A 14,384-nucleotide genomic window follows, 5' to 3' on the forward strand; every position below is an offset into this window, starting at 1 on the left:
ATGGCGACGCCTCAAACCCCCTACGACGCGGTGCTGCAGGCTGCCCGCGACGTAACCAAGCTGGACTGCGCGCTCGACGCCGAAATGCTCGGCACGGCACTTCTGGGCAGCATCTACGCGATCGCCGACGAGGACCGCAGCGGTGCCGTACGCGAATTCGTGGGCGGTTTCCTGGCCGCGACCTCGCGCCGCCGCACCGCCGCCGCGATCACCATCCGAAACGTCTTCGCCACCCTGGTCCCGGACGCCGAGGGCGCCGCCTCGGTCAAGCGGGGCGCCATCGCGCCGCCGTGGTCGGAGCAGTTGGGCCGGGTGCGGCTCACGGGCAGCTACGCCTACGGCGACGTGTACGGCGACCAGACCTCCTATCTGGCCACCTTCGCGTACGACGACGGCGAGGCGGGCGGGCCGGAGCACGCGGTGGTGGCCCTGGTCGACCACAACATCGGCATCGCCAAGGACGTTTTCGTCGGCGGACCGGCCGAGCGGATTCTCGGTCAGGTGCGCGAGATGTGCACCGAGGACGAACTCACCTGGTTCCGCGAGGAGGACCCACGCCGGCTGCGTCAGGAGGTGGCGCGCTATCTGGAGGTCACCGACGGACTCGGGGACCTGCCGGCGGAGGGCTCGCTCGCCACCGACCGGGCCCTGGTCGGCGCCCGGTTGGCACTGTTGCCGGCGGCTGCCCTTGCGGCGGTGCCGGACGAGCCCGAGCCGCTCTCGGCGGAGCAGCGCACCGCGCTCGTACGGGCCTTCCTCGACTCGCCGGAGGCGGCCCGGTTCGGGCTGCCGGACGTACCCGAAGCCGACCTGGCCTCCCTGCACTTCTGCCTCAGCCTGGTGCTGGACCACTCGGCGACCTTCCCGGACGCCGACCCGATGCGCTGGAGTCCGGCGGTGGCCGGTCTCTTCCTGCTCGACTGGGTGCACCGCCGCGCGGTGCTGGACATGGACGACGCGGCGATGCTTCCGCGCGCGGTACGCGCCTGGGCCGCGTACGCGTCCCGCCAGCGCGGCCTTCCGCCGTCGGCCGCGGTCCAGACCGACCAGGCGATCGAGGAGATGGTGCCGGAGTTCGTCCGGCTCTACAGCACCGGTGAGCGGCGCAGCCCGGCGACGGCCGCGGTGGCACAGTTGCTCGCCGACGGGATCGACCCGGAGGACCCGGACGCGTTGGACGCCTGGATCGAGGCGAACCGGCAGCGGTTGGGCGAGGAGCCGGCCTGACCGTCGCTCCGGTGATGGATGTGGGTACGGGGGCGGCTTACGGGCCGCCCCCGTACCAGCGCGAAGGTGTCTGACTCTCGCCGTATACCGCCGCCTCAGCCAGCTCGGGGTGGGGCGATGGCCGCCGTACGGGCGGACGGGATGGGGGCGGAGCGGGGCGCCGGAACGAGTCCCACGGTGGGGTCCGGTACCGGCGACGGGGTGGGGGTGGGCAGTGCCGGCCCCGTCGGTGGCGGCGCCACGCTCTCCGTCGGTTCGGCGGACGCGGTCGGTTCGGCCGTACCGCTGGCGGTCGGTTCCGGGGTGATGCTCTCGGTCGGTTCGGGGGCGGGGGAGACACTCGCCGTGGGGACGGGTGTCGCGGTCGGGCTGGCCGTCGGGTCGGGACCCGGAGTGGTCGTCGGGTCCGGACTCGGACTGTCGGTCGGGTCCGGGGTCGGGCCGACGGTGGGGTCGGGCGTGCCGGGCGTGGTGGGCCCGGGGGTGGTGGGCCCGGGGGTGGGGTTCGAAGCGGTCGGCTCGGGGTCGGGGCCGGGCGCGGTCGGCTCGGGGGTCGGGGTGGGGCTCGGCACCGGTGGGCGGGTCGGTGGTGGCGCAGGCTGCGGCGGGTGGCCGGGCTCGGGGCGGGCCGGTCGGTTGGGGCTGGGACCGCGCGGCCCCGGACCGGCGGGGTCCGGTGGATGCCGTTGCACCGACGGGGTGAGCCAGACCTCGGCGCCCGGTGGTACGTCCGCCGGGAGTGCGGTCGGTGGCAACGGCACGAGGACGATCGGCCCTTGCGACGGCGGGGCGATGAACGGTGTGGTGCCCGAGGGCGTGTTCCCGCCGACGGTGGCCGATCCGGCACTGATCGCGGCGATGATCGGCATGGACGAGGTGCCGGCGAGGAGTGTGACGATGAACAGGTAGCGCCGGGTGGGTCCGGCGAGTCCTTCCGCCCGGTGGGCACCGGCCCGGCGCCGGGCCGGGCTGGCGCCGGACCGCCGGTGACGTGGCGGCAGCGAAGGTACGGGATCGGTGCCGTGACGTGACACGGTCGACCTCCTCGTCCTGACTCCGGCCCTGGTGGACGGAGGCCTGACGCCGACACCGGCAACATCGAGGTCATGCGACATCGCCGGCGCCGACGTACGGCGGCGTCAACCGGGCGGGGCGGCCGGGAAAGTTCTCCCTACCGCATCGGTAGCACCGCCACATACAGTGACGTAGTAACGCTTTATTGGCTAGCCCCCTACAGCGTGTCAATTCACGATGTTTCGCGGCGACCCTCCCGATAGTCATAAATGGGACAGGGCTTCACGATCCCGGCACCTGTCGATCACTGGTCAAGGCCGACCTGTGGGCGCGCTCACCACCTCTGCAAATATGGACCTGACGGCAACGCAGCCAAGGTCTCCGCGCACCCCTGCGGCAGGCGCGGCTCGGCGCCGGCAACTCCCGAACCTGGTTCGGCCAGAATCCGGTTCACGCCGCGCGGCAACCCCCACCGGGGCTAGGCGTGGCGGCCACACCCGGACCGGCAGGAGCCGGGCGGGCGCACGAGCTGCGCGGTCGGGAAACCCCCGAGGCCGACGCACACACGACAGGGAGAGACGGATGGCGAGAGGCGACGGCGGGGCCACGACCCGCGGCAAGCGGGCCGCACCCAGGACACAGAAGCGGGGGACGACCGGTACGGGCGATCCGAACCTCGTACAGCTGCTCACCCCCGAGGGCGAGCGGATCGACTCGGCGACCGGTCCGGACGGGACCGAGTACCGGGTGGACTTCACCGACGAGGAGTACCGCGGGCTCTACCGCGACCTCGTCCTGGTACGCAAGCTGGACGCCGAGGCGACCGCGCTGCAACGACAGGGCGAACTCGGCATCTGGGCCAGCCTGCTCGGCCAGGAGGCCGCCCAGGTCGGTTCGGGCCGGGCACTGCGAACGCAGGACATGGCCTTCCCCACCTACCGTGAGCACGGCGTGCTCTACTGCCGGGGAATCGACCCGATCATGCCGCTGGGCCTGTTCCGCGGCGTGGACCAGGGCGGCTGGGACCCGAACGAGTTCAAGTTCAACATGTACACGATCGTCATCGGGGCGCAGACCCTGCACGCGACCGGCTACGCCATGGGCATCACCATGGACGGCAGGATCGGCGGCGACGAGGGCGAAGCGGTCATCGCGTACTTCGGCGACGGCGCGACCTCCCAGGGGGACGTGAACGAGGCCTTTGTCTGGGCCGGGGTGTTCAACTCGCCGATCGTCTTCTTCTGCCAGAACAACCAGTACGCGATCTCCGAGCCGCTCGAGCGCCAGACCCGGGTCCCGCTCTACCAGCGCGCCGCCGGGTTCGGGTTCCCGGGCGTACGGGTCGACGGCAACGACGTGCTGGCCTCGTACGCGGTGACCCGTCACGCGCTGGACAACGCTCGCAACGGACAGGGCCCGACGCTGATCGAGGCGTACACGTACCGGATGGGGGCGCACACCACCACCGACGACCCGACCCGTTACCGGATCGCCAGCGAGGTCGAGGCGTGGCGGGCCAAGGACCCACTGGCCCGGGTGAAGGCGTTCCTCGAGAAGCAGCAGATCGGTGACGAGTCGTTCTTCGCCGAGATCGACGAGCAGGCCAAGCAGGAGGCCCTGCACCTGCGCGAGCGGGTGCTGGCGATGCCGGACCCGCAACCGTCGACGATCTTCGACCACGTCTACGCCCACGGCTCTCCGCTGGTCGACGCGGAACGTGAGCAGGCAGCCCGGTACCTGGAGTCGTTCGAAGGGAGTGCGCACTGATGGCCACCGAAACCCTCACCCTGGGCAAGGCACTCAACCTCGGCCTGCGGCGCGCACTGGAGCAGGACCCCAAGGTCATCATCATGGGCGAGGACGTCGGCAAGCTCGGCGGCGTCTTCCGGATCACCGACGGGTTGCAGAAGGACTTCGGCGAGAACCGGATCATCGACACCCCGCTCGCCGAGTCCGGCATCATCGGCACCGCGATCGGGCTGGCCATCCGGGGCTACCGGCCGATCTGCGAAATCCAGTTCGACGGCTTCGTCTACCCGGCGTACGACCAGATCGTGTCGCAGGTGGCGAAGATGCACTACCGGTCGCAGGGCAAGGTGAAGCTGCCGATCGTGATCCGCATCCCGTTCGGCGGCGGCATCGGCGCGGTGGAGCACCACTCCGAGTCGCCGGAGGCGTACTTCTCGCACACCGCCGGTCTCAAGGTCGTCAGCTGCGCCTCCCCCCAGGACGCGTACGCGATGATCCAGCAGGCGGTGACGTCGGACGACCCGATCGTCTTCCTGGAGCCGAAGCGGCGCTACTACGAGAAGGGCCCGGTCGAGATCGACGCCCCGCTCGCCGACGCGTACCCGCTGCACGCCACCCGGCTGGTCCGGGCCGGGCGGGACGCGACCGTGCTGGCGTACGGGCCGATGGTCCGGACCGCGCTGGACGCGGCGACGGCCGCCGAGGAGGACGGGCGGGACCTGGAGGTCTTCGACCTGCGTTCGCTCTCCCCGCTGGACCTGCGCCCCGTCTACGACTCGGTACGCCGCACCGGCCGTTGCGTGGTGGTGCACGAGGCACCGGGCAACCTGGGCCTCGGCGCCGAACTGGCAGCCCGGATCACCGAGGAGTGCTTCTACTCGCTGGAAGCGCCGGTGCTGCGGGTGACCGGTTACGACACCCCGTACCCGGCTGCCCGGGTCGAGGAGGAGTACCTGCCGAACCTCGACCGGGTGCTCGACGGCGTCGACCGCACCTTCGGATGGTGAGCTAATGCCACGAATCGAACAGTTCAACCTGCCCGACCTGGGCGAGGGCCTGACCGAGGGCGAGATCCTCAAGTGGCTGGTCTCGGTCGGCGACACGATCGAACTGAACCAGCCGATCGTCGAGGTCGAGACCGCCAAGGCGGCGGTGGAGATCCCGGCGAAGTGGGGTGGCGTCGTACACGCCATCTTCGAGGCCGAGGGTGCCGTGGTCGAGGTCGGCGCCCCGATCATCCAGATCGACACCCAGCCGGGCGCTGGTCCGATCGGACCGGACGACGTGGCCAGCGGCGGCCTGCCCACCCCGTCGGCGGAGTCGCTGGCCGCGGTGCAGATCGCCCCGGCCGAGGGAGCGGTCGAGCCCGGCCTGATCGGTGGACCGGCCCCGGGTGGCCGTACCGCCGTCCTGGTCGGTTACGGACCGAAGACCACCACCGCCAAGCGCCGCCCCCGTAAGTCGACCGGCGCACCCACCGAGCCGGCAGCCCCGGCCCCGGTCGCGGCGGCCCCGGCGACCCCGGTCGTCGCGGCTGCGGCCGTGACGGCCCCGGCACAGCGGGTGCAGACGCCACCGGCGCGCCCGGCCGCGGCGCTGACCGGGGGCGGGCCGGTGCTGGCCAAGCCGCCGGTACGCAAGCTCGCCCGGGACCTGGGCGTGGACCTGCAGACCCTCACCGGCTCCGGACCGCTCGGCTCGATCACCCGGGACGACGTACAACTTGCGGCGGCCGGCGCCACGGCGACGGCCGAACCGGTCGTGACCACGGCCGGCTCCTCCGCCGCGGCCTTCGGGCCCGACCGGGAGCAGCGGATCCCGGTCAAGGGGGTGCGGAAGCTGACCGCGGCGAACATGGTCGCGTCGGCGTTCACCGCGCCGCACGTCACCGAGTTCCTGACCGTCGACGTGACCCGCTCGATGAAGGCGATCGAGCGGCTACGGACCGTGCCGGAGTGGCGGGAGGTGCGGATCTCCCCGCTGCTGCTGGTCGCGAAGGCGGTGCTGTTGGCGGTTCGCCGCCACCCGATGGTCAACTCGACCTGGGCCGGCGACGAGATCGTGGTCAAGGAGTACGTGAACCTCGGCATCGCGGCGGCGACCGAGCGCGGGCTGATCGTGCCGAACATCAAGGACGCCGGCCGACTCTCGTTGCGGGAGCTGGCGGACGCGATGACCGGGCTGGTCCAGACCGCCAAGGTGGGCCGTACGGCACCGGCGGACATGTCCGGCGGCACCTTCACGATCACCAACGTCGGGGTCTTCGGGATCGACACGGGTACGCCGATCCTGCCGCCCGGTGAGTCGGCGATCCTCGCCCTCGGGACCATCCGGGAGACGCCCTGGGTGCACAAGGGCAAGGTCAAGGTACGCCAGGTGACCACGCTGGGCCTCTCCTTCGACCACCGGATCATCGATGGTGAGCTGGGGTCGAAGTTCCTGCGGGACATCGGCGCGTTCCTGGCCGACCCGGAGGCGACCCTGCTCGCCTGGACCTGATCACCGCCTGATCTGGGCCTGGCGGGCGGCTGAGCCGACCGCCGGAGCGCGAAGTTGACTGGCCGGTGTGCTCGGGGTTAACCCCGGGTACACCGGCCACATCATTTGATCGACATGATTCGTCTGTCTAGAGCTTCCCTAGCCTTCGATTGTTCGGCCAGTGTCACAGCTCACCTAACAATCGTTGGCGGCGCGTGTTTCGGTGCGGTTAAATAGACCTCGTAAGCGGCAGTGCCGCCGAGCCTTAGGGGGGCTAACGCCATGACCATGATCGACAAATTCCGCAGTCGTCGGGACGCAGCACGCCGCGCACGCGCAATCGAGCGCGCGCTCCGTTCCGCCAACTCGCCGGCCGTCCGCGACGAGATCCTCACGATCGCGCAGCGCTACTACGGCTGACACCCACAGACCTTCTCCTCCTTCCTCAAGATCGATGACCCGCCCGTTCACCCGGGCGGGTCATCGGCGTTTCACAGCCAGTCATCGGGTCGCGCGGTACCGAGACCGGGATTCCTCCCCGAGCACGACGACCGGTACGGTTGGGCTCGGTCGTCAGCAGACCGAGCCGGACCGGGAGTTTGAGGAGATCTCGACTCGACGACCGTTCGGCGCCCGGGTCTCGACGGCTGGCGCTGCCCGGGCGTCACCGGCCCAGACCGGTTACCGTGCGGGAAGCTTGCACGGCCGATCCGGCCGGCGACGCCGGCCCCACGCCGGGACGTCCGGACGGCATCGGCACGGCCGACATGTCATGGAGGAGACGCGCGCATGACGTCCGAGGACCTGCGGCAACCCGGCCAGGAGCCGGACCAGGCTGCGCCGGGGCCAGCTGGACCAGCGCCGCAGGGCAGCCACGAAACACACCCCCCGCAGCGATACCCGGCTACCCCTGGATACGACAACAGCTGGGCACCGCCGCCCGCACCGACCGGAGCACCCTCCGCGACCGCCTCCTGGGGCACGGAACCCGGGGCGGGTCAGCCCGAACCGGGCAACCCCTGGGGCGCGCCGGGCAACCCGCCCGCCGGCCAGGCCGATTCCGGCGCCGGGTGGGGTGGGCCGGTCAGCGCGTCCGCGAGCGTACGGCCGGCGCCGACCCCGCCGCCGCTGCCGCCCGAGGTCGCCGGCGCACAGCCGTGGGGCGCCGCCGAGGCGTGGGGCGTGTCCGAGTCGGCCCCGCCGGCCGAGCAACCCGCCACCGGCGGCAACCCGAGCGGCACCTACGGCGCGCCCGCCGGGTCCGCCCCGGGTGGGCTGCCGCAGCGGGACCGTGCAGGGTTCGGCGCCGACGGTTTCCCGGGTGACGGGTTCCCGCCCGAGCAGGGCAGCGAGAACCGGCCGGGCTGGGCCGAGTCGTCCCAGCCGGCACCTCAGTCCACTTCGGCCCCGGCCGCGACGCCGATCTACCAGCCGGCACCGGGTCCCGGCATCTCACCCTCGGGGGCGGTGCCGCTGCCGCCGCAGGAGGCGCGGGTCCCCGGCGCGAGCCTGGCCGCGTCCCCGCCGTCCGACTACACCTCCCCCACCGAGTACGCCGCGTCCAGCGGCTGGGCCCCGCCCAGCAGCCGTCCGGCACCGGCTGGATTCCCCCCGGCGTCGGACTTCCCGCCGCCCACGGACTGGGCCGCCCCGTCCGGCTTCCCGCCAGCGGACGACTTCCCGGCCACGCCGGCACAGCCGTCGACCCCGGAGCCCGCCCCGTCGTCGAACCCCGGTTTCCCGGGCCAGTCGGCCAGCGGCGGCTTCCCCGGCCAGTCCGCCAGCGGCGGCTTCCCGGTCCGCACGGAGGTTCCCGACTACTCGGACGCCCCCGCGCAGATCGACTTCCCGCCGTCCCCGGGCTACCCCCGGCAGCTCAACTACGACCAGCCCGCCTACGCCAGCAGCCCGGCTCCGGCCAGCAACCCCTTCCCGACGTCGGGTGGCGGCTACGGCGGCTCGGACCTGTCCGGCGAAGCGGATCGCGGCAACGGTACGGAGCACGGCGGCCCCGACTACGGCCAGCGCCCGGATGACTCGAATGTCAGCCCGAGCCCGGCGCAGTCCTGGGGACCGGAGAGCTACGGCGCACCCGCCCCGGCCGAGTCCGTGGCCGCACAGGCAGCCGCCCCGGTGGTGCCGCAGCCGCGTACGTCGACCGAGTCGGCGGTAGCCGGCCGGGTCAGCATGCCCCGCCCCGAACAGCCGGAACAGGGCGTACCGGACGAACAGGTGGCGCAGCGGGCGAGCGCCACCGTTTCGGCCAGTGCCACCGCCAGTGCCTCCGTACCGCTCGCCAGTCGGGTCATGCCCCCGACGGACCAGGCCGTCCGGTCGTCGGCCATGCCGGTGCCGCAACCGAGGGTGTACGGCCGACCGGTCGACGTCGACGCGTCGGAGCAGTCCGAGTCGGACTCGCAGGCCCCGGCTGCCGAGCCCGCCGCTCAGCGCGGTGCCACCTACGGCACTCCCGCCGCCTACCAGGAGCAGAGCGGCTTCCCGGAACAGAGCGGCTTCCCGGAGCAGAGTGGCTTCCCGGAGCAGCAGGAGTACGCCGAACCGGCACCCCGCCGTGGCCCCACCACGTACGGCGGACCAGCGGCCCAGCCCGTCGGCGACGAGGCGGCCGACCGTCCGGTCTCCCCGGCGAGCGCCCCACCGGCCACCGGCGCCGCCCGGGTGAGCCCACCTGCGGCGTCTTCCGGCTTCGAGGGCTTCGACGCCCCGCAGACCAGCTTCGACGCCCCGCAGCAGTCCGGCTTCGCCCCACAGCAGTCCGGCTTCGCCGGGCCGTCGACCGGTTTCCCCCCGCAGCAGTCCGGCTTCGACGCCCCGCAGACGAGCTTCGACGCGCAACCATCGGCGTTCGACGCGCCGCCGTCCGGCTTCGACCCGGCACCATCCGCATACGGGGCCGCTCCTGCCGGGTTCGCTCCGGCAGCGGGTGGATTCGAGCCGCCGCCGACCAGTTACGACAACCCGACCCGGGGGTTCGACGCCCAGCCGGCCGGCTCCGGCCAGCCGTACCCCGGCACGGGCGGCGCCGCTCCCTTCGGTGACCTGCTCGGCGAGACGCCCGGCGCGATGCCGGGCAGCCCTGCCGGGCCCTCCAGCCCCGCCCCGTACGGGCAGCCGAACCAGGGCGGCGCCACCCAGTACGGCCAACCGGCCGCGTTCGGCAACTCCGGCATGGGCGGATTCGGTGGCCCGACCGGCGTGGTTCCAGCGGTTCCGGCACCGGCACTCCCCCCGATGCCCGCCACCACCAGCACCGCTTCCTGGCCCACCGCCGGGTCGTCGGGCGAGGCGTCCCAGAACCGGTTCGACGCGTTCAAGCCGGACGCCGAGCAGAAGACCGAGCAGCCACCGACGCCACAGGTACGCAACGGTCGCGTACTGATCATGGTGTTGGCGGCTGCGGTGCTCCTGCTCGCCATCCCACTGGGCACCCTCTGGGTGATCGGCCGGGGCGGGAGCGAGCCCCCGTTCAACCCGGCGATCGGGGAGTGCGTCAAGCAGTCCGGGGGTGGGGCCGTCGGTGTGGCCTGCACCGAGCCGGGAGCGTTCAGCGTGGTGTCGAAGGTGGCCACCGAGCCCGAGTGCGCTGACCAGTCCCTACCGAAGGTCATCATCCCGGCCGAGGACGGCAAGAAGCAGGTGCTCTGCCTGCGGCCCGCCAGCGGCGGCTGAGTTTCCGATCATCACGGACGAACGGGTGGCCTTCCGGAACGCGGAGGGCCACCCGTTCGCTGTCACTCTGGTGTGAGGTCCGCTACTGCGGCGGGCACACGTTGCCCCCGCCACAGATCGAGGGTCGCGGTTGGCCCGTACCGAGCGGATCCGGCCTGGGAGCGCCGCCGTTTTCGGGACCGCCGGGCTGCCGGCGCCGAGCGTTGCGGCAGGATGGTGACCATGGCTGAGATACGTACGTCCCGGGTCCGCGCCCCCGAGTTGCGGGGTCGCGGATGGCTCAACACCGGGGACAAGTCCTACTCGATCAAGGACTTCCGCGGTCGGATCGTCCTTCTCGACTTCTGGACCTTCTGCTGTATCAACTGCCTGCACGTCCTCGACGAACTGCGCCCGCTGGAGGAGAAGTACGGCGACGTACTCGTGGTCGTCGGAGTGCACTCGCCGAAGTTCGAGCACGAGCGGGACGCGGACGCCCTCGCCGCCGCCGTCGAGCGGTACGGCGTGCACCACCCGGTGCTCGACGACCCCGAACTGCACACCTGGCAGCAGTACGCGGCCAAGGCGTGGCCCACCCTCTCGGTGGTGGATCCCGAGGGTTACGTGGTCGCGATGATGGCTGGCGAGGGGCACGCCGAAGGGCTCGAACGGCTGATCGACGAGCTGATCGCCACCCACGAGGCGAAGGGCACCCTGCACCGGGGCGACGGCCCGTACGTGCCGCCAGCGGAACCCGCGACCGCGCTGCGCTTCCCCGGCAAGGCCGTGGTGCTCGAATCCGGCAATCTTCTCGTCTCCGACTCGGCCCGCCACTCGATCGTCGAGCTGGCCGCCGACGGCGAGACGCTCCTGCGCCGCATCGGCTCGGGCGACCGGGGTCGGCGCGACGGCGACCCCGCCGACGCCCGCTTCTCCGAACCGCAGGGACTCTGCGTGCTGCCACCGCACGTGGCCGAGACCGCCGGTTACGACCTGGTGGTCGCGGACACGGTCAACCACCTGCTGCGCGGCGTACGACTGGCGACCGGCGAGGTACGCACCATCGCCGGCAGTGGCCGCCAGTGGCGCTCGACCGTCGACGACCACGCGCACGACGCGCTCTCCGTCGACCTCTCCTCCCCCTGGGACCTCGCCTGGTACGACGACAAGATCGTCATCGCCATGGCCGGCATCCACCAGCTCTGGTGGTTCGACCCGATCAAGCGGACCACCGGCATGTACGCCGGCACCACCGTCGAGGCGCTCAAGGACGGGCCGATCGCCGAGGTCTGGATGGCGCAGCCCTCGGGGCTGTCGGTCTCGGCCGACGGGCGGCGGCTCTGGATCGCGGACAGCGAGACCAGCGCCCTGCGCTACATCGAGGACGGGGTGATGCACACCTCGGTCGGGCAGGGACTCTTCGACTTCGGTCACGTTGACGGTCCCGCCGACCAGGCACTGTTGCAGCACCCACTGGGAGTGTGCGCGCTACCGGACGGATCGGTGCTGATCGCCGACACGTACAACGGCGCCGTACGCCGGTTCGACCCGGCGACCGGACAGGTGAGCACGGTCGCGGACGAGTTGGCGGAACCGAGCGACCTGGTGCTCACCGCCGACGGCGACGTACTCGTGGTCGAATCGGCGGCACATCGGCTGACCCGACTGGCCCCCGGCGCGCTCTCGGCGGCGGGTGCGACCACGGTCACCGGGGAACGGCACCGGACCGAGCGCCCCCCGACCGACCTGGCCGGCGGTACGGTCACCCTGGACGTCATCTTCACGCCCGCCCCGGGGCAGAAGCTGGACGAGTCGTTCGGTCCGTCGACCCGGGTGGTGGTCTCGGCCTCCCCGCCGGAACTGCTGCTCGACGGCGCCGGGGTGAGCACCGACCTGTCCCGGGAACTCGTGCTCAACCCGGAGGTGCCGGCCGGGGTGCTCCAGATCACCGCTCAGGCGGCGACCTGCGACGCCGAGGCGGAACACGCGGCGTGTCACCTGACCCGGCAGGACTGGGGCGTACCGCTGCGGATCACCGCCGACGGCGCGACCCGCCTCCCCCTCATCCTCCGCGGCCTCGACTGACAACCGCCACCGGTGAAAGGAAGGGCCCCTTGTTAACGCCTCGGGTTCTGGGGATCGTTGCAACGCCTGAGTGTTTCAGGGGTTGCAGTGTTCGAGAGCCGTTCGGATCGTCGGTCGCAGGGTCGTAAGCAACTCCGTGCCGAACGTCAGGCATATTTGGATCTTGTGGCGCGGGGTGTGGGTACGAGTGAGGCGTGTCGCCTGGTGGGGGTCAACCGGAGGACCGGTCACCGCTGGCGGTATGGCAGGGAAAGCCAGACGAAGGCCGGGTGGCAGAGCGATCGAGGCTCCGCCGTCCGGCCTTCGTCTGGGTCGGCCCGCTACTTGTCGCAGGACGAGAGGATCGTGATCGCGGACCGGCTTCGTGAGGGTGCGTCGCAGGCGGCGATCGCGGTGGAGTTGGGGCGTCCGGCCTGCACGATCAGCCGGGAGATACGCCGTAATCGTCATCCGGGTAGTGGTGTTTACCGGCCCTACGCCGCGCAGGAGCGTGCTGACAGTCGGCGTCCACGTCCGAAGCCCGGCAAGATCGCCGCCCACCCCGAGCTACGCGCCCTGGTGCAGGGAAGGCTGGATCTCAGACACAGTCCCGAGCAGATCAGCCGTCGGCTCCGCAGGGACTTCCCCGAGCGAAGCGAGTTGCACGTGTCTCACGAGACGATTTACCAGGCGCTCTACGTCCAGGGCCGTGGCGAGTTACGCCGAGAACTCACCGCGGCCCTGCGGACCGGACGCGCCGTGCGCCGACCCCGCCGGCAGCCAGGGCAACGTCAGACCCGCTTCGTCGCACCGATGCTCATGATCAGTGACCGGCCGGCCGAGGTCGAGGACCGGGCCGTGCCCGGACACTGGGAAGGCGACCTGATCATCGGCAAGGACAGTGCCTCCGCGATCGGCACCCTCGTCGAACGCGCCACCCGCTACGTCCTGCTCGTGCACCTGGGCCACGACCGGACCGCCGACCACGTCCGCGACGGCCTACTCGCCACGATGAACACCCTGCCCACCCACCTGAAACGCTCCCTGACCTGGGACCAGGGCGGCGAGATGGCACTACACCACGAGTTCACCATGGCCACCGACATGCCGGTCTACTTCTGTGACCCGCACTCACCCTGGCAACGCGGCTCGAACGAGAACACCAACGGACTACTCCGCCAGTACTTCCCCAAAGGCACCGACCTGTCCACCCACAGCCCGGAACACCTCGCCGCCGTCGCCGCCGAACTCAACGGCCGACCACGCAAAACGCTCGGCTGGGACACCCCAGCCGAGCGTCTCGCTAAGCTCCTAGCCGTCACCGGCTAGCCATCGTGTTGCAACGACCCCTGGAATCCGCCCGCTATGCGTTAACAAGGGGCCCTTCCTTTCACGCGAACGGAGTGAGAGTGACCCCGGCGGCGAGGAGGGCGGCCCGCACCTGGCGGGCCATCGTGACCGCGCCCGGGGTGTCGCCGTGCAGGCAGATCGACTCCACCGGGCACGGTACGACGGTGCCGTCCACCGCCACCACGGCCTTTTCCACAGCCATCCGTACGGCCCGTTCGACCACCTGGGCGGCGGCGGTGACCAGGGCGCCGGAGGCGGTACGCGGAACCAGCGTCCCGTCCGCCTGGTACCCCCGGTCGGCGAAGCCCTCGGCGACCGGGCGGAGCCCGGCTTCGCGGGCCAGCTCGGCGAGCATGGAACCGGGCAGGCAGAGTACGGGCAGCGTGGCGTCGTACTCGGAGACGGCGGCGACCACAGCGGCCGCCTGGGTGTGGTCGACCGTGGCGACGTTGTAGAGCGCCCCGTGCGGTTTTACGTACCGCAGCCTGGTGCCGGCGACCCGGCAGAACGCGTCGAGCGCGCCGAGCTGGTAGATCACCTCGTCGCGGAGTTCGGCGAAGGCGTAGTCGATCCGCCGCCGGCCGAAGCCGGCGAGGTCCCGGTAGCCGACCTGGGCGCCGACGGCGACGCCCCGTTCGGCGGCGGCGAGACAGACCCGGCGCATGGTGGCGGGGTCACCGGCATGGCCGCCGCAGGCGACGTTTGCCGAGGTCACCACGTCGAGCAGGGCCTCGTCGTCGCCGAGTTGCCAGATTGCGAACCCCTCACCGAGGTCGGCGTTCAGGTCCACCGAGGAGGCTGACCGGGTGGCGGGCGCCGGGGAGGAGGTCGAC

The 14,384-nt window shown here is 71.7% G+C and carries 10 protein-coding genes; 8 read left to right on the forward strand and 2 right to left on the reverse strand.

The features are described 5' to 3' along the window. Positions 1 to 1,227 carry a hypothetical protein gene (locus BDK92_RS17275; RefSeq protein WP_121157640.1) on the forward strand — a complete coding sequence of 409 codons (1,227 nt, stop codon included), beginning with the start codon at positions 1 to 3 and terminating at the stop codon, positions 1,225 to 1,227. A 95-nt stretch (positions 1,228 to 1,322) separates the two neighbouring features. Here BDK92_RS17275 and BDK92_RS40825 read toward each other — a convergent pair whose 3' ends face one another. Continuing rightward, positions 1,323 to 2,261 (reverse strand): hypothetical protein, encoded by a 939-nt coding sequence (locus tag BDK92_RS40825; protein WP_147457029.1) that lies wholly within the window; start codon positions 2,259 to 2,261, stop codon positions 1,323 to 1,325. Positions 2,262 to 2,823: 562 nt separating this feature from the next. Here BDK92_RS40825 and pdhA point away from each other — a divergent pair. The 7 genes from pdhA to BDK92_RS17315 all read left to right on the forward strand — a co-directional run bounded on the left by pdhA (position 2,824) and on the right by BDK92_RS17315 (position 13,530). Then, positions 2,824 to 4,008 (forward strand): pyruvate dehydrogenase (acetyl-transferring) E1 component subunit alpha, encoded by a 1,185-nt coding sequence (gene pdhA, locus BDK92_RS17285; protein ID WP_121157642.1) that lies wholly within the window; start codon positions 2,824 to 2,826, stop codon positions 4,006 to 4,008. Beyond that, positions 4,008 to 4,997, forward strand: coding sequence for an alpha-ketoacid dehydrogenase subunit beta (locus BDK92_RS17290; RefSeq protein ID WP_121157643.1), 990 nt, complete (start codon positions 4,008 to 4,010; stop codon positions 4,995 to 4,997). Before pdhA ends, BDK92_RS17290 begins: the two co-directional genes overlap by 1 nt. A gap of 4 nt (positions 4,998 to 5,001) precedes the next feature. Then, positions 5,002 to 6,489, forward strand: coding sequence for a dihydrolipoamide acetyltransferase family protein (locus BDK92_RS17295; protein WP_121157644.1), 1,488 nt, complete (start codon positions 5,002 to 5,004; stop codon positions 6,487 to 6,489). A gap of 261 nt (positions 6,490 to 6,750) precedes the next feature. After that, positions 6,751 to 6,888 (forward strand): hypothetical protein, encoded by a 138-nt coding sequence (locus tag BDK92_RS39050; RefSeq protein WP_170208606.1) that lies wholly within the window; start codon positions 6,751 to 6,753, stop codon positions 6,886 to 6,888. A 369-nt stretch (positions 6,889 to 7,257) separates the two neighbouring features. After that, positions 7,258 to 10,158: a hypothetical protein gene (locus tag BDK92_RS17305; protein ID WP_147457030.1), complete on the forward strand. Its 2,901-nt coding sequence runs from the start codon at positions 7,258 to 7,260 to the stop codon at positions 10,156 to 10,158. Between the two features lie 222 nt (positions 10,159 to 10,380). After that, positions 10,381 to 12,222 carry an NHL domain-containing thioredoxin family protein gene (locus BDK92_RS17310; protein ID WP_121162313.1) on the forward strand — a complete coding sequence of 614 codons (1,842 nt, stop codon included), beginning with the start codon at positions 10,381 to 10,383 and terminating at the stop codon, positions 12,220 to 12,222. Between the two features lie 156 nt (positions 12,223 to 12,378). Next, positions 12,379 to 13,530: an IS30 family transposase gene (locus tag BDK92_RS17315; RefSeq protein ID WP_425462297.1), complete on the forward strand. Its 1,152-nt coding sequence runs from the start codon at positions 12,379 to 12,381 to the stop codon at positions 13,528 to 13,530. A gap of 61 nt (positions 13,531 to 13,591) precedes the next feature. Here BDK92_RS17315 and BDK92_RS17320 read toward each other — a convergent pair whose 3' ends face one another. After that, a complete protein-coding gene (locus tag BDK92_RS17320; protein WP_121157647.1) occupies positions 13,592 to 14,341 on the reverse strand; it encodes a LamB/YcsF family protein in 750 nt (249 codons plus the stop codon). Positions 14,342 to 14,384 lie beyond the last annotated feature (43 nt).

It is taken from the genome of Micromonospora pisi (assembly GCF_003633685.1).
Classification (GTDB): Bacteria; Actinomycetota; Actinomycetes; order Mycobacteriales; family Micromonosporaceae; genus Micromonospora_G; species Micromonospora_G pisi.